This is a genomic window from Actinomadura litoris, assembly GCF_009733595.1.
Taxonomy (GTDB): Bacteria; Actinomycetota; Actinomycetes; order Streptosporangiales; family Streptosporangiaceae; genus Spirillospora; species Spirillospora litoris.
On record NZ_WOFH01000003.1, the window covers coordinates 430,744 to 452,530 of the forward strand.

Genomic DNA, 21,787 nt, shown 5'->3' on the forward strand with positions numbered 1-21,787 from the left:
GATGCTGAAGACGGTGCTCGCGGGCCTGCTCGCCCACAAGCTTCGCCTCGTGCTGACCGGGGTGGCGATCACGCTCGGCGTGGGGTTCATCTCCGGGACGTTCGTGCTGACCGACACGGTGGAGAAGGGCATCGACGCGCAGTTCGCCGCGTCCGCCGACCGGGTGGACGTCGCGGTGCTGCCGAAGAAGCCGGGGCCCGAGCTGCCCGCCGCGCTGCTCGCGAGGGTCCGCGCGGTGCCCGGCGTCACCGAGGCGCACGCGATGGTGCAGGGCGAGGCCGCGCTGGTCGGCGCCGACGGCAAGGTCGTCGGCGACAGCCCCACCGCGGGGCTGTCGGTGTCGGACGGCACCCTCCAGCGCTATGAGATCAAGCAGGGCCGGGCGCCGCGCGGGCCGTCCGAGGCCGTCGTGGACGACGGGACGGCCGCCTCGCAGAAGTTCAGGCTCGGCCAGAGCATCACCATCCTGGACAGGCGGGAGCGCCCGCACCGGTTCACGATGGTCGGGGTCGTCGACTTCGGCGTCGCCTCCGGCACCGCGATGAACGGCGCGGTCGGCTTCGACACCCCGACCGCGCTGCGCATGACCGGGATGCGGACGCTCAAGGAGATCGACGTCCTCGGCGGGGACAAGGCGGCGGTCGCGGGCGCGGTCGGCGGCTCCTTCGACGTGCTGACCGGCAAGGAGCTGGGCGACCGGCTCGTCGCCGAGGTCGGCGGCGACACCGAGATCATCCGGATCGGGCTGCTGATCTTCGGATTGATCTCGATGCTGGTGTCCGCGCTCGTCATCTACAACACGTTCTCGATCCTGATCGCCCAGCGGACGCGGGAGATGGCGCTGCTGCGCTGCGTCGGCGCCAGCCGCAAGCAGGTGTTCGGCGGCGTCGTCGCCGAGTCGGCGGCGGTGGGCCTCGCCGGGTCGGTGTTCGGCGTGGTCGCCGGGCTCGGCCTCGGGCACGGCTCGATCGCGCTGTTCAACGCGATGGGCGCCGAGATCGCCACCGCCGGGTTCGGGCTGTCGCCGCGCACCGTCGTGATCGGCCTGCTGGTCGGCGTGCTCGTGACCGTCGTGTCGGCGCTGCTGCCCGCCCGCGCCGCGACCCGGGTCGCGCCGATCGCCGCGCTGCGCACCGACCACGAGCCGGGCGGCGGGCGGTTCCGGCTCGCCTGGCCGCGCGCCACCGCGGCGGGCGTGCTCGGGGTGTCGGGCCTCGCCCTCGGCGTGCACGGCTCGCTGATCATGAAGAAGGGCGGGTCGGCGATCTCGATGGTCGGCATCGCCGGGCTGCTGGTCTTCCTCGCGATCATCGCGATGATGCCCGCGTTCGTCCGTCCGCTGGGCTGGCTGGTGGGCGCGATCCCGGCGCGGATCGGCGGCGTCCCCGGACGGCTCGCGGTCGAGAACGCGCGCCGCTCGCCGCGCCGCACCGCCACCACGACGATCGCGCTGACGATCGGCATCGGGCTGATGAGCCTGTTCGCGGTGATCGCCTCCAGCGCCAAGGCCAGCACGTCCGCGCAGCTCGACAAGGAGTTCCCCGTCGACTTCCAGTTGGAGGCGCAGTTCTCCGACGGCGAGACGCCCCGCACGATCCCGCACGAGCTGGCCGCCGCGCTGCGCGGCGTGCCGCAGGTGGGCGAGGTCGGCGAGATGCGCGTGCGGCGGAGCGAGGTGGACGGCAGGCCCGAGGAGGTCGGCACGCTCAACACCGGGGCGCTCGGCACGATCATCAAGCTCGACTTCTCCGAGGGCGCGCTCGCCGACCTGAAGCCGGGGACGGTCGCGGTGAACAGCGACGTCGCCAAGTCGCGCGGCTTCGGCCCGGGCGCCACCATCAAGATCAAGACGCGGCGCGGCGTGGTCCCCGCGAAGGTGACCGGCGTCTTCGGTGGCGACGCCCCGGCGCCCTCGATCCTGATGACCGAGCCCGACTTCGGCCGGCAGTTCGGCGCCGTGGAACCGACGGAGATCTACGTCAACGCCAAGGAGGGGGTGCCGGCGGCCGACGCCCGCTCGGCGGTCGAGCAGGCGGCCAAGCCCTACGCGACCGTGAAGGTGCGCTCGGTCGTGGAGGTCAAGAAGGAGCTGACGAAGATCATCGACATGGTTCTGATGATCTTCGCGGGGATGCTCGGCCTGGCGATCATCATCGCGCTGTTCGGGATCGCCAACACGCTGACGCTCTCGGTCGTGGAGCGGACCCGCGAGTCCGCGCTGCTGCGCGCCCTCGGCATCACCAAGCGCCAGCTCCGCCGGATGCTGTCGGTCGAGGCGCTGGTCATGGGCGTGATCGGCGCGCTCACCGGGGTCGGCTTCGGCATGACGCTGGGCTGGGCCGCTACCAACGCGATGGCCAAGAGCGCCATCTTCGCCGTCCCGGTCCTCCAGATCATCGGGTTCGTCGTGCTGGCGGGCGCGGCCGGGATGCTGGCCGCCGTCCTCCCGGCGCGCCGCGCGTCCAAGGCGTCGATCGTGGAGTCGCTGGCCTCGGAGTGAGCACACGGTGATGCACGCCAACGCCCCGCCGCGGACGCGGCGGGGCGTTCGCGCGCGTCAGCGGGGGTCGTACTCGGCGCTGAGCCGCGGGTCGGCGCTCGACCGTCCGATCAGCACGGTGTGCGGGCCGGGCCGTGTGCGCCAGCCGGGCAGTCCGGTGTCGTAGTCCTGGAACGTCCGCCGGTCCAGCGGCACCTCGACCGTGACCCGCTCCCCGGCACCGGCGCGGACGGTGGCGAACCCGGCGAGCCGGGGCCCCTCCGCGTACACCTGGACGACCTCCAGCGCGTCACGCTCGGCGGTGTTGCGCACGGTCACGGAGACGGTGTCGCCCTCGACGGCGGCGGACTCGTACTCCCACCGCCCGTACCCGAGGCCGTGCCCGAACGGGAACGCGACGCCGTCCTCGGCGTACGCGCGGTACCCGACGGCCTCCTCGTCGTAGCGCAGGACGCCCTCGACCGGCGCCACGTCGAGGATCGGGACGCCCGCCTCGGACGCGGGCAGCGTGGTCGGCAGCCGCCCGGCCGGCTCCAGGGCGCCCACGAGCACGTCCGCGATCGCGTCGCCGCCCTCCTGCCCCGGGAACCACGACCACAGGACCGCCGCGACCTCGTCGCGCCACGGCAGCAGCATCGGGCCGCTGGCGTTGACGACGACGACCGTCCTCGGGTTGGCCGCGGCGACCCGCCTGACCAGCTCGTCCTGGCGGCCCTGGAGCGCGAGGCCGGTCCGGTCGCGGCCCTCGGCCTCGCCCTCGTCGTCGGTCCCGACCATGACGACCGCCACGTCCGACCGCCGGGCCGCCTCCACCGCCGCCTCGATCTCCGCGTCCTCGTCCGGCCTCGGCGCGCCGTACCCGAGCCCGAACGCGGCGATGCCGAGCTGGACGAACAGCTCGTCGCGGGTGTGCCGCATCTCGATCGCCACCGGCACGCCCGCCGTCAGCTCGACCGCCACGCGGTGCTCGGGCGGGCGCGTCATCGTGTCGAGGTAGTCGCCCGCGGGCTTCAGCGTGAACGTCTCGGAGGTGTCGCCGACCGTCAGCGTGTAGACCCCGACGCCGCAGACCGAGAACAGGTGCGTCCCGGTCTCGGCCGGCGTCAGCACGCCCCGCGCCCTGATCCCGGTCGTCTCCGCCGTCAGCGTCCCCGCGTAGACGAGCCGCGCCGACCTGCGGTTCTCCGAGCCGACCAGCCCGCCGCCGGAGTCGAGGTAGTCGAGCCGCAGCCCCGGCTCCCCGGTCTCGGGGTCGCGGCACTCCTCGGCCGGGAGCGCCGCCAGCAGCCGCCGCGGCCGGCACCCCTGGTGCAGGCTGATCCCGGTGCCCGGCCCGAGCGCGCGCCGCAGCCCGTCGTAGGGCTCCACGACGTGCTCGGGATGGATGAGCGAGCTGCCGCGCCCCTGCGCCGTGAGCGACACGGCGTTGGGGCCGATGAGCGCGACCGAGCCCGGGGCCGCCAGCGGCAGCACGCCGTCGTTGGTCAGCAGGACGCACGCCCGCGCGGCCAGCGCCCGCAGCCGGTCCCGGTAGTCGGCGGGAAGGGGCGCGGGGGCGGGCTCCGGGCCGTCCTTCAACGCGCCGACGCGCCCGGCCAGCCGCAGCAGCCGCGTGACCTTCTCGTCCACCAGCGACTCGGGGACGTCTCCGGCGCGCACCGCCGCCACCAGCTTGGGGCCCCACTTGTTGTTCGGCCCCGGCATGATCAGGTCGAGCCCGGCGTTGGCGCTCGCCTCGGTGGTGCGGGTCGCCGTCCAGTCGGAGACCACGACGCCGTCGAAGCCCCACTCGTCCTTCAGCACGCCGCCGAGCAGCCGCTCGTTCTCGGTCATCATCGTGCCGTTGACCCGGTTGTACGCGGCCATGATCATCCAGGCGCCCGCCTCGACCACCGCCTCGAACGGGCGCAGGTACACCTCGCGCAGCAGCCGCTCACCGATCCGGACGTCGTACCTGAGCCGCTCGGTCTCGGAGTCGTTGCACACGAAGTGCTTGACGGCGGCGGCGACGCCCGCCGACTGGATCCCGGTGACGAACCCGGCCGCCATCCGCGCGGTGAGCAGCGGATCCTCGGAGAAGCTCTCGAAGTTGCGGCCGCCGACCGGCGACCGGTGCAGGTTCAGGACGGGGGCGAGCAGCACGTGCGCGCCCTTGGCCCGCGCCTGCGCGCCCATCAGCCGTCCGGCGAGGCCCGTCAGCGCCGGGTCCCAGGTGGCGCTCAGCGCGGTCGGGTTGGGGAACAGCAGGCTCGGGTCCCGCTCGTCATAGGTCGTGCCGAACACCCCGGCGGGGCCGTCGCACATGACGACCGTCTCCAGCCCGGCCTCCGGGACGGCGGGCAGCCGCCAGTAGTCGATCCCGGTGAGGGCCTCGACCTTGCGTTCCAGCGGGAGCCCGGCGACGCGCGCCCGCAGCTCCGTCTCGTCGTTCCACATGTGGGGGTTCTCCCGTGTTCGTGATCGTGCGCTACCTGGTCCGCTCGCCGGCCGCCGCGATGGGCCTCCCCCCGCGCCGGCGGACCGCCTCGTGGACGACCGAGTTCCGGGCGTGGTCGCCCGTCCAGAGGAAGGCCCGCAGCCGCTCCGCGTGGGCGCCGTCGACGCACCGCAGCGGGCGCACGAGGACGAACTCGCCGCCGTCCTCGACATAGGTCAGGTCGCCGAGCATGAGCCGGTCGTGGCCCTTGAGCGCGTACCACCTCAGCTGCTCGTAGACCTTCTCCATGTCGACGTCCTCGGCCTTGGAGAGGCGGTCCGAGGCGGCCATCGACCGGTACCAGCCCACCGTCATCTCGGCCCACGACCGCCGCAGCCTGTCCTGGTTCTCGCCGGAGAACACCGTCTCCAGCACGGCCTTCGCGTCGTCCTCCGTCGCGACGGCGCCCAGCGGGAGGTAGTCGGCGACGGCGGTCGTGTGCCGCCGCGACCCGGGGTTCAGCCGCATCACGGCCGTGTGCTCGGACGCGACCGTGAAGTCCTCGCCGCGATCGGCGAGCCGCAGCCACAGGTCCCAGTCCTCCATGCCCCTGACCCCCGTGGACCACCCGCCCGCGGCCTCGACCAGCCCGCGCACATGCCCGACCCGCGACGGCTCGTACAGCGGCCAGACGAGCTGGAGGTCGGGGTGCCACACCCGGTTGAGCAGGTCGGACCGGGCCACCTCCGCGCCGTCCCCGTCCACCGCGACGCTCCCCATCACCACCAGCCGCGCGCCCGCCTCCAGATGCCGGAGCAGGCCCTCCAGATGGCCGGGAAGCCACCGGTCGTCACTGTCGAGGTAGGCGACGTAGGGCGCGTCGGACACCGCGAGCCCGATGTTCCTCGGCCCTCCCGGCGCCCCGTGGTGCTCGGTCCGGACGAGCCGCACGCGCGGATCGGAGTAGGAGCGGACGACCTCGTCGGTGTCGTCGGTGGACCCGTCGGAGACGACGATCAGCCGCCAGTCGCCGACCGTCTGCGCGAGCACGCTGTCCACCGTCTCGCGAATGGCGCCCGACCTGTTGTAGGCGGGGCAGATCACATCGACCCACGCCGGAGGAGCCTCTTCACCCATCATTCACAGCACGCTGGCATCGCCCTCTATACACCGCCTATGAAGGACCGGGCATGGCGGGCGCGTCCGGGGGGCAGCGGCGTGGCATTCCCGAAATGTCCCGGAAAGGCCGGGTCGCTTCCTGGGGTTCCGCCGGGCGGCGGGCCCCGCGCGGCGTCTCCAGGAACACCGGCGACGGCCGTTCTCGGTCTTGGTCATCACCTCGTCCAGAAGCCGGGTCGCGCCAGGATCGCGCACCGGGTCGAACCCGACGATGGCGAAGCGGTCCTCGGTATCGCGGCTGATCGGTCCCGTCCATGTGCATGGACTGAATGGGTAGAAAACGCCCAAGTATGATCATCTTGCGAGGAGGCTGGACGGCGGCGAGACGGCGCTGGGCGGCCGGTCGTGGCCGTGGGGCTGCCCCGGTTCGGGCGGCCCTTTAGGGTGGGGTGATCGCTCAGGGTGGCTGGCGGTTCGTTCGGGCAGGGGTGGTGGGATGTATCCGGTTCCTCAAGGCGGAGTCGAACCCGTTCTGCTGCAGATCGGCGACATGGCCCTGACGAGCACGCACGTCCTTCTCCCGTACGGCCGGTACCCGCTGCACGGCGCCACCTGGACCGTCCAGGACTCCACCCAGGTCACCGACGGAATTCCGGTCGTGGCCATCGTGCTGACCATCATCTTCGTCTGGTTCTGCCTGCTGGGCCTCCTTTTCCTGCTGATGAAGGAACGCCGTTACGTCGGTTTCGTCTCGGTGTCGGTGACCGGCCCCGGCTTCCACCACACCGCGCAGTTCCCGGCGGGGCCGCAGTCGGGCGCGTGGGCCGCGAACGCGGTGGCGCAGGCGCGCGCCATCACCGCCGCCGCGCCGCCCTACATGTAGCGGTCCGCCGCACCGCGCCCTTCGACGCCAAGCGAACACCGCCTGAAAAACCAGGGCGCGTTCGAAGGGCTGCGCAAGGTGGCCGCTGGTCTATTTTGACGGGGCTCATGCATACCAGCAAAGGAGCTGTGCATGCCTCCCCGACGCGCCATTGCCCTGATGGGCGCCGCGCTGGCCCTGCTCGGCGGGATCGCCGTTCCCGCCGCCGCCGACGGCCCCCGCCCGCAGGCGCCCATCATCGGCGGCGACTTCGTCACCGACGCCCCCTGGGCCGCCGCGATCTATGTGCGCGGCAACTTCACCTGCTCGGGCACCATCATCGCGCCGACCTGGGTCCTGACCGCGGCCCACTGCGTCGGCTCCGGACTCACGGTCAACGTCGGCAGCGTCTACCGGTCGCGCGCCACCACGGTCAACGTCAGCGACTACCAGGTGGCGCCGAAGGGCGACCTCGCGCTCGTGCACCTGGCCGCCGCCCACCAGACCGCCTACTCCCCACTCGCCGACGCCGATCCGCCGGTCGGCTCGACCAACCAGATCTGCGGCTGGGGCCGGACCAGCACCAACGGCCCCTTCCCCGACCAGCTCAAATGCGCCGACGTGAAGGTCACCTCCACCACCTGCTACGACCACCGCTACGGCCCGGCGATCTGCACCAGCAAGATCACCGGCAACGCCTGGAGCGGTGACTCGGGCGGGCCGCAGCGCTACGAGGGCAAGCAGGTCGCGGTCGCCTCCACCGCCGACGGGCGGTCGGAGCAGACCTATGGGAGCGTGGCCCCGAGCCGGGCCTGGATCCGCGCCACGGCCGGTGTCTGACCCCCGGCCCCTGAGGACGCCCGGCCGGATCCCCCTCCCGGCCGGGCGTCCGCCCTTTTCGCGGCGATGGGCGGAAAGCGCGTCGCCCTTCTGCGATGATCTTCCGGTGGAGGTGGATCCCATTGTCCGATGGCTCTGAAGTGAACTCGCGGATCGACACGAACGTGCCGCATTCGGCCCGGGTCTGGGACTACTGGCTGGGCGGCAAGGAGAACTATCCGGTGGACCGCGAGGCCGGTGAGGCCGTCCTGCGGCATCTGCCCGGCATCGCCCTGTCGGCCCGGCAGGACCGCGCCTTTCTCGGCCGGGCCGTGCGTTTCGTGGCGGGGAACGGGATACGCCAGTTCCTCGACCTCGGGACGGGGCTGCCGACCGTCGACAACACCCATGAGGTCGCGCAGCGCGCCCGGCCCGAGTCGCGGATCGTCTACGTCGACAACGACCCCCTGGTGCTGCTGCACGCGCGGGCGCTGCTGACCAGCACGAAGGAGGGGGCCTGCGACTACATCCAGGCCGACATCCGCGACACCCGCGCGGTCCTGGACGGCGCCGCCGCCACCCTGGACCTCGACCGCCCGGTCGCGCTGATGATGCTCGGGGTGCTCAACCACATCCTCGACGACGACGAGGCCCACGGCCTCGTCGCGGACCTGCTGCGCGGCCTGGCTCCCGGCAGCTACCTGGTGATCTCCCACACCTGCGACGCCACCACCGAGGAACTGGACGGCGAGGCGATGCGGCGCGCGGTCCGGGAGGTGATGGAGCGCGGCGGCACGCCCATCCGCGCCCGCTCCCCGAAGGAGATCGAGGCCCTGTTCGGCGCGGCCCGGCTGCTGCCGCCCGGCGTGGTGTCGTGCTCGCGCTGGCATCCCGACCCGTCCCCGTGGCCCGAGCCCGAGGTCCCGCACTTCAGCGGGGTCGCCGCCCTGTAGCCCCTCAGCCCTTCGCCGGGGCGATCCCGCGCAGGCCGACGACGCGGGACAGCAGCCGGTCACGGGTCCGCAGCGGCAGCCGGGCGACCAGGCCGAGCAGCCGCGTGTCGGGGCCGACGGTGTAGCGGGCCCTCGGCCTGGACGCGGTCAGCGCCCGCACCACCGCCCGGGCGACGATCGAGGGCGGCGCCGGCTTGCCCGCGCCCATCGCGGCGGTCACCGCGGCGAGCTGCTCCCGGTACATCGCGACCTGCTCGGGCGGCAGGGCGGCGACCGTCCGCGCGGTGGACGCGGCGGACTTGGCGAAGATCGGCGTGTCCAGCAGGCCGGGCTCGACCACCACCACGTGGATGCCCCAGTGCGCCAGCTCCAGGCGCAGCGCGTCCGACATCGAGGCGAGCGCGGCCTTGCTCGCCGAGACCGGGCCGAAGAACGGGCCCGCGACCCGCGCGGTGGCCGCGCTGACGTTGACGACCCGCCCCCGCCCCGACCGCAGCATCGGCAGGAACGCCCGGGTGACGGCGGCCGGGCCGAACACGTTGACCTCGAACTGCCGGCGCAGCTCCTCGGCCGGGACGAGTTCGAGGGGCCCCTGGACGATGATCCCGGCGTTGTTGATCACCGCGTGGAGGCCCCCGTCCGCCGCGCCGCGCACCTCGCGCACCGCGTCCGCGATGCTCCCGGGATCGGTGACGTCCAGCGGGAGCACGCGCACGCCCGGGATCTCGGCGAGGCCGCCGGCCTCGCTCCGCGTCCCCGCGAAGACCTGGAAGCCGTGCTCGGCCAGCGCCCGCGCGGTGGCGCGGCCCACCCCGCCGTTCGCCCCGGTCAGCAGGACCGCGCGGGCGTCGTCCGTGTTCGGCATGCGACCACCTCAGCTGATTCAAGGAACATGTTGGTTGTTACATGTCATCGTTTATCGGTGTGTCGCGATGTGTCAAGATGTTCGCGACGGGGGCCGGATCTCATCGCGGGGAGTGTGCGGATGTCGCTGCGCCACGGCCTTCTCGGCCTGCTCGCCGAGGGGCCCGCGAGCGGCTACGACCTGGCGCGCCGCTTCTCCGAGGCCCTCGGGCTGGTGTGGCCCGCCCGCCATCCGCAGATCTACCTGGAGCTGAACCGGCTGGAGTCCGCGGGCCTCATCGAGGTCGACAGCCACGGCCCGCGCGGGCGCAAGGCGTACCGGATCACGGGTGAGGGCCGCGCCGAGGTCAGCCGCTGGTTGACGGAGGTGGACGTCGATCACACCTTCCGCATGGAGACCCTGTTCCGCTCCTATTTCTTCTGGCTGATGGACGCCGACGACCTCGCCGCGCACCTGGCGTCCGAGGAGGAGTTCTACGGCGAGCTGGCCCACCGGCTGCGCGGCTACGCCGAGGGCAAGGACCGCGGCGAATGGGGCACCGGCCGCCAGGCGCGCGCGATGCGCATCGCGCTGGAGGCGGGCATCCGCGTCAACGAGGCCCTCGCGGAGTGGGCGCGGTGGGCCCGGGAGACCGACCCGATGACCGCCGAGGACTTCGGCGTCCCCAAGCCCGCCGACGGCGAATAGGGCGCCGGCGGGGAGGTCAGTGGCGGCCGGCGACGCGGAAGCGCCATACGGCCGTCGGCGCGCAGACGGCGATGATGCCGACCGACCACAGGATCGTCGCCATGACCGGGTGTTGCAGCGGCAGCGCGGTGTGCGTCCGGTCCATGCCCGGGTTGCCCCAGAGTTGGCGGCACGCGGCCGTGACCGCGCTGACGGGGTTCCAGTCGGCGATGACGCGCAGCCAGGCCGGCATGCCGTCGGTCGGCACGAAGGTGTTGGCGATCATGCTGATCGGGAACAGCAGCGGGACGGCGTGGTCGGCGCCCGCCTCGTCCTTGAACGACAGGCCGACGGCCACCCCGATCCAGCCGGTGGCGTAGCGGAACAGGCACAGCAGGCCGAACGCGGCGAGCAGCAGCCACACGCCGCGGTGCGCCCGCCACCCGACGGCGAGCGCGCACAGCGCCGCGCCGAGGAAGTTGACCAGGCCGGTGAACAGGGAGGCGGTGGTGTGCCCGACCGGGACGGCCGAGCGGGCCATGGGCATCGCGCGGAAGCGGTCCATGACCCCCCGGGCCAGGTCGCCCGCCACGGTGGTGATGGTGACGCCGATGCCGCTGACGGCCTGCATGGCGAACACGCCCGGCAGCAGGTACTCGCGGTAGTCGCCGCCGCCGGGGACCTCGATCGCGCCGCCGAACACGTACCCGAACAGCAGGACGATGATCGCGGGCAGCGCCAGCTCGCCGACCAGCCCGGCGGGCCTGCGCAGCAGGTGCTCGATCTGGCGGCGCGCGATGACGCCACCGTCGACGAGGATGCGGACCGGGTGCGTCCCCGGTGACGCGGCGGCGGGCGGCGGTGCGTCGAGGGCCCTCATGCCGCCTGCCCGGTGGCGCGGCCGGTGAGCCGGAGGAACACGTCGTCCAGGCTCGGCCGGCGGACGTTCAGGTGCGCGATCACCACGCCCGCGGCGTCGAGTTCGCGTACGAGGCGGGCCACCTCTCCGGGCGCGCCGCCCATCCCGGTGTCCACCGTGCGCGACCCGGGGCGGAGCACGGGCTCGATCCCGGTCGCGGCCCGGAGCACGCGGGCGGCGGGCGCCATGTCGTCCACCGCGGGCACGGTGATCTCCAGGCGCTCGCTGCCGGTCATCGCCTTCAGTTCCCGGGGGGCGCCGCGCGCGACGACGCGGCCGGAGTCGATCACCGCGACCGCGTCGGCGAGCCGGTCGGCCTCCTCCAGGTACTGCGTGGTCAGCACGACCGTCGTCCCCGTGGCGACGAGGTCGCGGACGGCCGTCCACACCTCGGCGCGCCCGCGCGGGTCGAGGCCGGTGGTCGGCTCGTCCAGGAAGAGCACCGACGGCGACACCACCAGGCTCGCGGCGAGGTCGAGCCTGCGCCGCATGCCGCCGGAGTAGGTCGCCACGATCCGGTCGGCCGCCGGGATCAGCTCGAAGCGCTCCAGCAGCTCGTCGGCCCGGCGGCGGGCGGCGCGCGGCGAGAGCCGGTAGAGGCGGGCGAACATGCGAAGGTTTCCGCGTCCGGTGAGCTGCTCGTCCACGGCCGCGTACTGGCCCGCGAGGCCGAAGCGGAACCGGGCCCGCTCGGCGTCGGCGACCACGTCGATCCCGTCGACGAACGCGCGGCCCGCGTCCGGGAGCAGCAGCGTCGTGAGCACGCGGACCAGGGTCGTCTTGCCCGCGCCGTTCGGGCCGAGGACGCCGAACACGCCGCCCGCCGGTACCCGGAGATCCACGCCGCGCAGGGCGCGCGTGGCGCCGAACCGTTTCGCCACGCCCTCGACGAGCACAGCGGTCTCATGTCCCATGGGCCGTCCCCAGTAGTCTGACCTCGTACGACGTACTTCGTTCGTACGATCTACGCCTAGCGTACGGTGTACATCTGACGTACAGCGTACATTCGGCGGGTCGTGCCTTCAATGGGGAACCGGGGATGGCTGGTCGCGACGTGAGACAACCGGAGGGCGGGAACGGCGGCTACCTGTGGGACGAGGAGCCGCCCCCGCCGGGCCCGCGCCCGCTGCTGAGCCGCCGGAAGGTGGTCGAGGCCGCGATCGCCAAGGCGGACGCCGAGGGGGTCGACGCGGTGTCGATGCGCCGCCTCGCCACCGGCCTCGGCGTCGGCACGATGACGCTCTACCGCTACGTCCCGAGCAAGGACGACCTGCTCGTGCTGATGAACGACGCGGTGCTGGGCGAGGAGGAGCTGCCGGAGAGCCCGTCCGAGGACTGGCGCGCCGACCTCATGCGGGTCATGCGCCTCCAGCGGAGCGTGGCGCGGCGCCACCCGTGGTGGGTCGAGACGGCCGTGGGCCGCCCGCCGATCGGCCCGAACGCGCTGCGGATCAACGAGTTCGCGCTCGGCGCGCTCGTCCGCTTCGACCTCGACATCACGGTCATGCAGGCGCTGGTCGCGCTGCTGAAGTCCTACGTGCTCGGCGCGGTGACCGCCCGGCTCGCCGAGGAGGGCGTCGCGGCGGACGCGGGGGACGCGCTGGTGCCGTGGGCGCGGCGCCTGGTCGCCGAGGGCCGCCATCCGCTGACCGTCCGGTACATGGCCGAGGCCGAGACCTGGGACGACGACCGCACGTTCCAGTTCGGCGCCGACCGCGTGCTCGACGGCATCTCCGCCATGCTGCCCGGCGCCTGACTACGACGTCCAAACAGATTGACGGTCATCAAGCGTCAAATTAATCTGACGGCATGACCGAGGAGAAGGACGCGGCCACCGGCCTGCGGGCCGTGGTCGCGCTGCGCCGCCTCGCCGAACGCCTCGAAGCCGTCCATGTGGCCGACGCCCGCGCGCGGGGCTGGTCGTGGGAGCAGATCGGCGACGCCCTGGGGCTGTCCAAGCAGGCGGTCCACACCAAGCACGGGAGGTGAGGCGGCGATGTTCGGTGGTTTCCCGAAGGAGATCCGCGAGGTGGTGGCCGCCGCGGTGGAGGAGGCTCGGCGCCGCGGCGACCGCCGGGCCGGTACCGAGCACCTGCTGCTCGCCCTGCTCCGCGACCCCGGCGCGCCCGCCGCCGAGGCGCTGGGCGTCGACCTCGACGGCGCGCGCGACGCCCTGGACCGGATGGACCGCCGCGCGCTTGAGGCCACCGGCGTCCGGCTCGGGGAGCCGCCCCCGCCGCTGCCCTCCACCGGCGAGCAGCTCCCGCTCACGGCCGCCGCCAAGGCCGCGATGAGCCGCTGCCTCAAGGAGGCGTTCCGGAGCAGGCAGCCCCAGCTCGAACCCCGGCACCTGCTGCTGGCCCTGCTCGGCGCCCGCTCCCGCGACCCCGTCCTGGACCTGCTCACCGAACTCGGCGTCGACCGCGACGCGCTGCGCCGGAGGATCCGCGCGGACCTTCCCCGGCACGACCGAGCAGCGCGGACGCGGTGAGGGCGCTCGCCGCCAGCAGGCAGGCGGCGATGATCAGGCTGGCTCGCATGCCCGCCGCGAAGCCCCGCGCGAGCAGCGCGCCGAAGACCGCGATGCCGAGCGCCCCGCCCGTCTGCCGGACGGTGTTGAGCAGCGCCGCCGCCACGCCCGCCCGCTCGGCCGGTACGCCGTCGAGCATCAGCGTCGTCAGCGCGGGCATGGCCAGCGCGCCCCCGACGCCCAGCGGGACGGTCGGCACGACGATCGCCCACGCGGGCGTGCCGGTGCCGACGGCGGCGAGCCCGCCGGTGCCGAGCGCGCTGAGCACCAGCCCGGCGACGATCACCGTCCGGGCCCCGAGCCGCGCCACCAGCGGCGGCGACAGGTGGTTGAAGGCGGCCGTGACCAGTGCCATCGGCGCGAACATCAGCCCCGCCGCGAACGCCGACCACCCCCGCTGCTCCTGGAAGAACAGGCTCAGCACGAACACCCCGCCGTAGAAGGCGGCGTTCAGCGCGAAGCCCGCGAGGACGGGCACGCCGACGGCGCGGTCCCGGAACATGCCGAGCGGCAGCATCGGCGCCCGCCGCCGCGCCTGGACGGTCACGAACGCGGCCCCGGCCGCCGCCGCGAGCCCCGCCGCGACCGGCACGGCGCCGGTGAGCCCGCGGTGCCCGCCCTCGATCACCGCGTAGGTCAGCGACGCCAGCGCGACCACCGCCGTGAGCTGCCCCGGCAGGTCGAGCGCGGCGGGACGGCGTGGGGAGCGCGCCGCCCGCCGGAGGACCAGCAGCCCGGCCAGCCCGGCGGGGACGTTGAGCAGGAACACGGCACGCCAGCTCCACTGCGTGGTGAACAGCCCGCCGAGGACGGGTCCGGCGGCGATGGCGACGGCGCCGCCGAGCGTCCACAGCGCGATGCCGCGCGCCCGCTCGCCCGGGTCGGCGAACGACTGCCGGATCAGCGCCAGCGACGCCGGGACCATCACCGCCGCCGCGCTGCCCTGCGCGGCGCGGGCGGCCGTCAGCGTCGCGAGCGTCGGCGCCGCGCCGCAGGCCAGCGAGGCGAGGGTGAAGGCGGCGAGGCCGCAGGCGTAGGCGCGGCGCGCGCCGACCGCGTCCGAGAGCGTCCCGGCGGACAGCATCAGCGCCGCGACCATCAGCGTGTACCCGTCGGCCACCCACTGGAGGCCGGACAGCGAGCCGCCGAGGTCGCGGCCGATCGCGGGCAGCGCGATCGTGACGCCGGAGACGTCGAGCGTGATCACGAAGAAGCCGAGGACGGCCGCGACCAGGGCCGCGGTGGGGGAGACCGGGCGTTCCGGCCCGCCGCGCGCCGTCCGCTCGGGCAGGGTCTCCGTCCGTCCCATCGTGTCTCCCCCTCGGCTCGCAGGTCGCAGGCGGCAGCCTGCCCGGCGGGGGCGGCCCGTGGGAGACCGGGCCATCAGGGGCACCACCGTTCCGGGCCCTGACACGGCCTCCCACGGACGGGTGACCTGCCGCGATACTGGAGGGATGGCTGACGGGACGGAGCTGGGGCGCTTCCTGCGCGCGCGCCGCGCGGGCATCCGCCCGCAGGACGTGGGGCTGCCCCCGGGCACGGGGCTCCGGCGCACCCCGGGGCTGCGTCGCGAGGAGCTGGCGACGCTGGCCGGGGTCAGCGTCGACTACTACACGCGGCTGGAGCGCGGCACCGAGACCAGGCCCTCGCCCGCCGTCCTCGCCGCGCTCGGCGCCGCGCTGCGGCTGCCCGCCGACGCGCTGCGCAGGCTGCACGAGCTGGCGGCGCTCGCGGCGGGGCAGCCGCCCCCGCGGCCGCAGGGCCCGGCGCGCCAGGTGCGGGAGCCGGTGCTCGGCCTGCTGGAGCGGCTGCGTCCGGTACCGGCGTACGTCGCCAGCCACGCCAACGACCTGCTCGCCGCCAACCGGCCGGGGCTCCGCCTGTTCCCGGGCCTCACCGACTGGCCGCCCGAGCGGCGCAACCTCACCCGCTACATGTTCCTGCATCCGCAGGCCCGCACGCTGTACCGCGACTGGGAGACGCTCGCCGCGCACAGCGCGGCGCACCTGCGCGCGATCGCGGGCGCCGACCCCGACGAACCGGAGCTGGTCCGGCTGGTCGGCGAACTGGTGGTGAAGGACCCCGACTTCGCCCGGCTCTGGGAGCGCTACGACGTGCAGCTGCGCGCCCGCGCGACGAAGTGCTTCCAGCATCCGGAGGTCGGCGCGATGTGCATGGACATCGAGGTGATGGCGATCCACGGCACCGACGGCCAGCGCCTGGTCACCTACCAGGCGAGGCCCGGCACCCCCGACCACGACGCGATGCTGCTGCTGGACATGGCGAGCCCCCGCGAGGACGAGCCCGCCGACCGCTGATCGGCCGGGCCGGGGTTGTTTAGGCGCCGGGACGGCGGGCAGTCCCCGTCCCCACAAGCGGCGGCCGGTCGTGGCCGCGGCTCTTTCGGTGTGCCGGTCGGAGGCGATTCACATGAAGGCGCTCACCTGGCAGGGGAAGCGGGACGTGCGGGTGGAGGACGTCCCGGATCCGGTGATCAAGGAATCCACCGACGCGATCATACGGGTGACCAGCACCGGGATCTGCGGCTCCGACCTGCACCTGTACGAGGTGCTCGGGCCGTTCCTCGGGCAGGGCGACATCCTCGGGCACGAGGCCATGGGGGTGGTGGAGGAGACGGGTGCCGACGTCACGCACGTCCGCCCTGGTGACCGTGTGGTCATTCCCTTCAACATCTCCTGCGGGCACTGCCGCATGTGCGGACTCGGCCTGTTCGCGCAGTGCGAGACCACGCAGGTGCGCGAGTACGACATGGGCGCGGCGCTGTTCGGTTACACCAGGCTCTACGGGCAGGTGCCGGGCGGCCAGGCCGAGTACCTGCGGGTGCCGCAGGCGCAGTTCGGACCGATCAAGGTCCCCGAGGGGCCGCCGGACGAGCGGTTCGTCTACCTCTCGGACGTGCTGCCCACCGCGTGGCAGGCGGTCGAGTGGGCGGACATCCCCGAGGGCGGCACGGTCGCGGTGCTCGGGCTGGGCCCGATCGGGCAGATGTGCGCCCGGATCGCCGTGCACCTCGGCCGCCGGGCGATCGGCGTGGACCTCGTCCCCGAACGGCTGGAGATGGCCCGGCGGCACGGCGTCGAGGTGCTCGACCCGACGCGGACCGACGACGTGCCGGAGGCGATCGCCACCCTGACCGACGGGCGCGGCGCCGACTCGGTCATCGAGGCGGTCGGCATGGAGGCGCACGGCTCGCCCGTGGCCAAGGTCGCCCACACGCTCACCGGCCTGCTGCCCGACCGCGCCGCCGCCCCGCTGATGGGCAGGGTCGGCGTGGACCGGCTGGCGGCGCTGAACCAGGCGATCGACTCGGTCCGCCGGGGCGGCACGATCTCGGTCATCGGGGTGTACGGCGGCATGGCCGACCCGCTGCCGATGCTCCAGATCTTCGACAAGGGCCTCACGCTGCGGATGGGCCAGGCGCACGTCAAGCGCTGGATCGACGACCTCATGCCGCTGGTCGCGGACGAAGCCGACCCGCTCGGCGTGATGGACCTCGCCACGCACCGGCTGCCGCTCACCGCCGCCGCGCACGGCTACGAGATCTTCCAGAAGAAGCAGGACGGCGCCATCAAGGTCCTGCTCAGTCCCTGACCGCCCGCCGCCTCGCGCGAAACGTCCGGGGAAAGGCGGCGGCCGGGAAAAGGCGCCAATGAAATCCGCCTCGAAAAGGCGGGAAAAGCAGACCTCCCCCCAGCGCGCGAAGCGCTGGGGGGAGGTCCGGAGGAACGGCGCACCGGGAAACCCCGGCTCTGGGACGCCGTTACAGGTGCCGTATGGCGGCCGTCACCGTCACACCTGCTCCCAGAGTGCCGGCACATTCGCGGGAGTCCAGCCAGGCTGCGCCTGGTGGCCCTGGATGCACCGGTAACTTGCGCCGTTGTAGGTCACGACGTCGCCGGACTTGTAAACGGTGCCGGCGGCCCACGTGCCCGTCGGCGGCTCCCCGGGGCCGGGGCCGTGGTCGCCGCCGGTGAAGAGCGTCAGCCCGTACACCGAGAGCGCCTCGTTCACCGGCTGGAAGAACGTCGTCCCGCCGCGACTGCAATCGCCGTCGCCGCCGGACGTCATGCCCTGCGCCTGCGTGCCGGAGATGAACGAGCCGCCGGAGTCGCCGGGCTCGGCGCACACGTTCGTCTGGGTCACCTCGTAGACGGTGCCCTCCTGGTAGGTGACGCTGGTGTTGAGCTGCTGGATGCTCCCGCAGTGCCAGCCCGTGGTGGAGCCGGAGCGGCACACCTGCGAGCCCTGCTGCGCGACGGTCGACCCGCTGACGTCGCGGTCGGCGACGGTGCCGTAGCCGTTGACCTTCGCGGTCGGGGTCCAGCTGCTGTTGACCGCGACCCAGGAGTAGTCGCTGCCCGGGAACGTGGATCCCTGGAAGCTGCCCTGCTGGGCCTGGTTGGAGCCGCTGGTCGAGGTGCCCGGGCGTCCGCAGTGCCCGGCGCTGACGAACCCGGCCCGGCCGTTCTGCTTGACCGGGAAGCCGATGGAGCAGCGGCCCTGGCCGTTCATGTAGTAGGCGTCGCCGCCCCGAAGGTCGTACAGCGGGCGGGGCTTGATGTCGGAGCGCTTGATCGTGACGTCGGAGGCGCCGAGCCCGGCCGACTTCACGAAGGCGCGCGCCTTGGCGGGGGAGGAGCTGAGCAGCACGACCTGGTTGGTGCTGACGTCCACGTACCAGACCGGGGAGCTGGTCGTCGCGTGGCTCTTGCTGGCACGGTCCAGCTTGGCCTTGACCGCGTCGAGCGAGGCGAGGCTGTGGCCCACGACCTTCGCCCGCGCGCCCTGCGCGGTGATCGTGCGGGCCGCGGCGGCGTCGGTGGTGGCGACGGTCAGCGTCTCGCTGGTCTTGCCGCTGACCCAGCTGCCGGCGAAGCTGCCGCCGAGCCGCAGCCGCAGCTTGCCCGCGGTGACACCGGCGTCGAACTGGTTGACCAGCGACTGCTTGGCCTGGGCGGGGGTGAGGCCGAGGTCGCGCTGCATCGCCCTGAGCATGTCGGACGGGACGTTCGCGGCGGTGGCCGCGGAGAACGGCGCCGGGTGCGACGGTCCGGCCGGTGCCGCCTGGGCGGTCCCGATGCCGGGGATGCCGACCGCGCACAGCGCGCCTACCGAGAGCACGGCGACGCGCGGACCGCGTCTGTTGGACATGATCTCTCCTAGGGGTGGGGGGTGCGGTAAACGTAGAAGCATTCGCATAAAGAGAAAAGACCTTTCCGTGACCGGGTTATGGCGAGTTGTCGCCGCTGTCGGTAACTCGCCATCCATGCGCTTGCCCGGCCCGCCGCGGCGGCGGAAAATGGGCTGGCTCGTCGCTAGTCCGGCCCGCCGCGAAGCCGGAAGAATTTCGGCGCGGTTCGCGTTTGAAGGCGGAATTTGCGGTCGCGCGCCTGGTCGCAGGGCCGGTAACGACGAAGGGCATGGCCAGGTTCAGCCGCTTTGAGCTGCAAAGACTTGGCGGCCCCAGGGTGCTGCTGGATAATCGCCTGCATGCTCCCCGTGACCGCCCCCAGCGAGAATCCATTCGTGGCTCTCGGTGTCACCGCTGCGCAACAGACCATTTACACAACGCTGCTGTACCACCCGGGCAGCACGCTCAGCGACCTGACCCGGCTGACCGAGCAGCCGCGCGCCAGGCTGGCCGGGCTGCTGCTGGAGTTGCAGGCCCTCGGCATGGTCGGGGTCGACGGCTCCGCCGAACCCGCCTACACCCCCTATCCGCCCGACGCCGTCGTCGAGACGCTCATCCGCAAGCGCGAGACGGAGTTCATCCGGGCCCGCATCGAGGCCAAGCGCCTCAGCGGCGACCTGCTGGCGGCCGAGCAGCGCGGCAACCCCGAGAAGCTGGTGGAGATCATCGACGGGCGGGAGGCGGTGGCCCAGCGCTGGGAGCAGGTTCAGCGGGGCGCGTCCCGGCAGGTCAAGACCATCGACAAGCCGCCCTACGCGACCGACCCGTCGCGTCCGAACGAGATCGAGCGCGACCGGATCGCCAACGGCATCGAGTACCGCGCGATCTACACCCCGGACGCGCTCGCCATCCCCGAGCGCCTGGAGATCGCCCGCGACGACACCGCGATCGGCGAGCGCGCCCGCGTCCTGGAGAACCCGCCCGCCAAGCTCGTGATCGTCGACGACGAGCTGGCGCTGATGCCGCTGCGCGGCGACGAGCCGGGGATCACCGCGCTCATCCGCCCCTCCACCCTGCTCGACATCCTGATCAGCGTGTTCAACACCTGCTGGGAGCAGGCGACCCCGCTGCGCTTCGACGACGAGGAGTCGAGCCCGCCGGGCGTCTGGCCCCGGCTGTCGGACGCCGACCGGCACCTGCTCACCCTGCTCGCCGCCGGGCTGAAGGACGAGGCGGTCGCCCGCCACACCGGGATGGGGGCGCGCACCGTCAGCAGGCACGTCGCCCGCCTGCTGCGCACGCTCAACGCCCGCACCCGGTTCCAGGCGGGCGTGCACGCCGCCCGCCGCGGCCTGGTCTGACCCCGTGGCCCGGCCGCCGGCAGGGAGCACCGGTGTGGGAGACGAAGCGGTGACCGGCGCCGCGGCCGGGGTCCGGGCCGGGAGCGCGGCCCGGCTGCTGGTGCCCGCGCTGGTCTTCGTGGCGCTCGTCGTCGCGGTGGTCGGCAGCCTCGGCGCGCCGCTGATCACCGAGGTCGCGGGCGGGTTCGGGGTCTCCCTCGCGGCGGCGCAGTGGACGCTGACCGCGCCGCTGCTGGTCGGCGCGCTCGCGACCCCCGTCCTCGGACGCCTCGGCGCCGGGCCGCACCGCCGCCGGGTCGTCCTCGGCACGCTCGCCGTCGTGGTGGCCGGCAGCCTGCTCACCGTGGTGCCGCCCGCGTTCGGCTGGCTGCTGGCCGGACGCGTCGCCCAGGGCGCCGGACTCGGCCTGCCCGCGCTCATGATGGGCGTCGCCCGCGACCACCTGCCCGCCGAGCGCTCGGGCGCGGCGATCGCGCTGCTGTCGGTCGCCTCGATCGCCGGCATCGGCATCGGGTACCCGCTCGCCGGGCTGCTCACCGACGTGGCGGGGCTGCCCGCCGCGTACGGGCTCGGCCTGCTGATCACGGCGGTGGCGCTGGTCGCGGCCTGGTGGGCGGTGCCGCAGGCGCCGCCCGGACGGTCCGGATCCGTGGACGTGCCGGGCTCCGCGCTGCTCGGCGCGGCCCTGCTGGCGCTGCTGCTCGCGATCAGCCAGACCGGCCTCTGGGCCGACCACCCGGTGGTCCTCGCCGTGTTGCCGGCGGCGTCGGCGCTGCTCCTGGCCGCCTGGGTGCGGCGCGAACGCCGGAGCGACGCCCCGCTGGTGGACCTCGCGCTGCTGCGGCACCCCGCCGTGGCCGGCGCGAACGCGGGCATGCTCCTCGGCGGCGTCGGCATGTACCTGCTGCTGACGCTGGTCACCCGCTACGTCCAGACGCCGGGCCCGGCCGGGTACGGCTTCGGCGTGGACGTCTTCGTCGCGGGCCTGGTCCTCGTGCCGTTCTCGGTCCTCGGGTTCGCGGGCGGCAGGCTGGTGCCGCTCGCGCGCGGGCGCCTCGCCCCCACGACCGTGCTCGCCGCCGGGGGCGCGGTGATCCTGGCGGCGCTGCTGGTGTTCGCGTACGCGCGCGGCCACCTCTGGCTGGCGTTCGCCGTGATGGGCCTGCTCGGGCTGGGCGTCGGCGCCTTCTCCGCCGCGATGCCGGCCGCGATCCTCGCCGTCACCCCGGCCGAGGAGACCTCCAGCGCGATGAGCTTCAACCAGGTCGTCCGCAGCGTCGGGTTCTCGGTGGGCAGCGCGCTCGGCGGCCTGGTGCTCGAAGCGCATACGGGGTCCGGCGCGACCTTCCCTGACGAGGCCGGCTACACCGTCGCCGCCCTGGCCGGGGCGGCGGCGATGGCGGTGACGATCCTGATCACCCTCCTGCTGAGGCGTCCGGCCGAGACGTCCGCGCTGTGACGCACCCGCTTGGGTCCTGGGCTTCCGCGACCTTCTCGACCATGCGCCGGTAGTCGGGGCACTGGGCGAAGTCGTCCGCGCCGCATTCCATGAGGTGCCCGATCAGGGTCCGGGACGCCGTGATCTCTCGCAGGCGGCGCTCCAGCTCAGCCGGTTCGCCGCCGGG

The 21,787-nt window shown here is 73.6% G+C and carries 19 protein-coding genes; 12 read left to right on the top strand and 7 right to left on the bottom strand.

The genetic code is table 11. The annotated features are described in order from the left end of the window. Position 1 precedes the first annotated feature (1 nt). The gene (locus tag GNZ18_RS09585; RefSeq protein ID WP_156215897.1) at positions 2 to 2,500 is read left to right on the top strand and encodes an ABC transporter permease; all 2,499 of its coding nucleotides are present in this window, start codon (positions 2 to 4) and stop codon (positions 2,498 to 2,500) included. A gap of 57 nt (positions 2,501 to 2,557) precedes the next feature. On the opposite strand, the gene GNZ18_RS09590 is transcribed toward GNZ18_RS09585, so the two are convergent. Both GNZ18_RS09590 and GNZ18_RS09595 read right to left on the bottom strand, forming a co-directional pair. Further along, positions 2,558 to 4,936: a beta-glucosidase gene (locus GNZ18_RS09590; RefSeq protein WP_156215898.1), complete on the bottom strand. Its 2,379-nt coding sequence runs from the start codon at positions 4,934 to 4,936 to the stop codon at positions 2,558 to 2,560. Between the two features lie 31 nt (positions 4,937 to 4,967). Continuing rightward, complete coding sequence (locus GNZ18_RS09595; protein WP_216651220.1) at positions 4,968 to 6,056, bottom strand: glycosyltransferase family 2 protein; 1,089 nt, start codon at positions 6,054 to 6,056, stop codon at positions 4,968 to 4,970. 475 nt (positions 6,057 to 6,531) lie between these two features. On the opposite strand from GNZ18_RS09595, the gene GNZ18_RS09600 reads away from it, so the two are divergent. The 3 genes from GNZ18_RS09600 (at position 6,532) to GNZ18_RS09610 (ending at position 8,669) form a co-directional block, all read left to right on the top strand. After that, the gene (locus GNZ18_RS09600; RefSeq protein ID WP_216651221.1) at positions 6,532 to 6,918 is read left to right on the top strand and encodes a hypothetical protein; all 387 of its coding nucleotides are present in this window, start codon (positions 6,532 to 6,534) and stop codon (positions 6,916 to 6,918) included. Between the two features lie 132 nt (positions 6,919 to 7,050). After that, on the top strand, positions 7,051 to 7,737 hold the full coding sequence (locus tag GNZ18_RS09605; protein ID WP_156215899.1) for a S1 family peptidase: 687 nt from the start codon (positions 7,051 to 7,053) through the stop codon (positions 7,735 to 7,737). A gap of 122 nt (positions 7,738 to 7,859) precedes the next feature. Next, entirely contained in the window at positions 7,860 to 8,669 is an 810-nt protein-coding gene (locus GNZ18_RS09610) for an SAM-dependent methyltransferase (protein ID WP_246249558.1), read from the top strand. A gap of 4 nt (positions 8,670 to 8,673) precedes the next feature. On the opposite strand, the gene GNZ18_RS09615 is transcribed toward GNZ18_RS09610, so the two are convergent. Next, the gene (locus GNZ18_RS09615; protein WP_156215901.1) at positions 8,674 to 9,534 is read right to left on the bottom strand and encodes an SDR family oxidoreductase; all 861 of its coding nucleotides are present in this window, start codon (positions 9,532 to 9,534) and stop codon (positions 8,674 to 8,676) included. Positions 9,535 to 9,654: 120 nt separating this feature from the next. On the opposite strand from GNZ18_RS09615, the gene GNZ18_RS09620 reads away from it, so the two are divergent. Further along, positions 9,655 to 10,221: a PadR family transcriptional regulator gene (locus GNZ18_RS09620; RefSeq protein WP_156215902.1), complete on the top strand. Its 567-nt coding sequence runs from the start codon at positions 9,655 to 9,657 to the stop codon at positions 10,219 to 10,221. A gap of 16 nt (positions 10,222 to 10,237) precedes the next feature. On the opposite strand, the gene GNZ18_RS09625 is transcribed toward GNZ18_RS09620, so the two are convergent. Then, the gene (locus GNZ18_RS09625) at positions 10,238 to 11,080 is read right to left on the bottom strand and encodes an ABC transporter permease (RefSeq protein ID WP_156215903.1); all 843 of its coding nucleotides are present in this window, start codon (positions 11,078 to 11,080) and stop codon (positions 10,238 to 10,240) included. Further along, complete coding sequence (locus GNZ18_RS09630) at positions 11,077 to 12,033, bottom strand: ATP-binding cassette domain-containing protein (RefSeq protein WP_156215904.1); 957 nt, start codon at positions 12,031 to 12,033, stop codon at positions 11,077 to 11,079. The genes GNZ18_RS09625 and GNZ18_RS09630 overlap by 4 nt, the downstream gene beginning before the upstream one ends. Positions 12,034 to 12,173: 140 nt before the next feature. On the opposite strand from GNZ18_RS09630, the gene GNZ18_RS09635 reads away from it, so the two are divergent. Genes GNZ18_RS09635 through GNZ18_RS09645 form a run of 3 tightly spaced genes read left to right on the top strand, consistent with a single transcriptional unit; the run spans position 12,174 to position 13,610 of the window. Continuing rightward, a complete protein-coding gene (locus GNZ18_RS09635) occupies positions 12,174 to 12,875 on the top strand; it encodes a TetR/AcrR family transcriptional regulator (protein WP_173390707.1) in 702 nt (233 codons plus the stop codon). A gap of 53 nt (positions 12,876 to 12,928) precedes the next feature. Further along, complete coding sequence (locus GNZ18_RS09640) at positions 12,929 to 13,108, top strand: hypothetical protein (protein ID WP_156215906.1); 180 nt, start codon at positions 12,929 to 12,931, stop codon at positions 13,106 to 13,108. A gap of 7 nt (positions 13,109 to 13,115) precedes the next feature. Beyond that, positions 13,116 to 13,610 (top strand): Clp protease N-terminal domain-containing protein, encoded by a 495-nt coding sequence (locus tag GNZ18_RS09645; protein WP_156215907.1) that lies wholly within the window; start codon positions 13,116 to 13,118, stop codon positions 13,608 to 13,610. Here the strand turns inward: GNZ18_RS09645 and GNZ18_RS09650 are convergent. Next, positions 13,522 to 14,958, bottom strand: a complete 1,437-nt coding sequence (locus GNZ18_RS09650; RefSeq protein ID WP_156215908.1) for an MFS transporter — start codon at positions 14,956 to 14,958, stop codon at positions 13,522 to 13,524. The two genes, GNZ18_RS09645 and GNZ18_RS09650, sit on opposite strands and share 89 nt — an antisense overlap. Before the next feature lie 145 nt (positions 14,959 to 15,103). On the opposite strand from GNZ18_RS09650, the gene GNZ18_RS09655 reads away from it, so the two are divergent. Next, complete coding sequence (locus GNZ18_RS09655; RefSeq protein WP_156215909.1) at positions 15,104 to 15,967, top strand: helix-turn-helix domain-containing protein; 864 nt, start codon at positions 15,104 to 15,106, stop codon at positions 15,965 to 15,967. A 112-nt stretch (positions 15,968 to 16,079) separates the two neighbouring features. Then, on the top strand, positions 16,080 to 17,261 hold the full coding sequence (locus GNZ18_RS09660; RefSeq protein ID WP_156215910.1) for a zinc-dependent alcohol dehydrogenase: 1,182 nt from the start codon (positions 16,080 to 16,082) through the stop codon (positions 17,259 to 17,261). Positions 17,262 to 17,459: 198 nt separating this feature from the next. Here the strand turns inward: GNZ18_RS09660 and GNZ18_RS09665 are convergent, their stop codons facing one another. Continuing rightward, positions 17,460 to 18,821 (bottom strand): carbohydrate-binding protein, encoded by a 1,362-nt coding sequence (locus GNZ18_RS09665; RefSeq protein WP_156215911.1) that lies wholly within the window; start codon positions 18,819 to 18,821, stop codon positions 17,460 to 17,462. A gap of 375 nt (positions 18,822 to 19,196) precedes the next feature. Between GNZ18_RS09665 and GNZ18_RS43610 the strand changes: the two genes are divergently transcribed. Both GNZ18_RS43610 and GNZ18_RS09675 read left to right on the top strand, forming a co-directional pair. Further along, positions 19,197 to 20,162: a helix-turn-helix transcriptional regulator gene (locus tag GNZ18_RS43610; RefSeq protein WP_173390708.1), complete on the top strand. Its 966-nt coding sequence runs from the start codon at positions 19,197 to 19,199 to the stop codon at positions 20,160 to 20,162. A 34-nt stretch (positions 20,163 to 20,196) separates the two neighbouring features. Then, entirely contained in the window at positions 20,197 to 21,621 is a 1,425-nt protein-coding gene (locus GNZ18_RS09675; RefSeq protein WP_216651222.1) for an MFS transporter, read from the top strand. Positions 21,622 to 21,787: the final 166 nt, after the last annotated feature.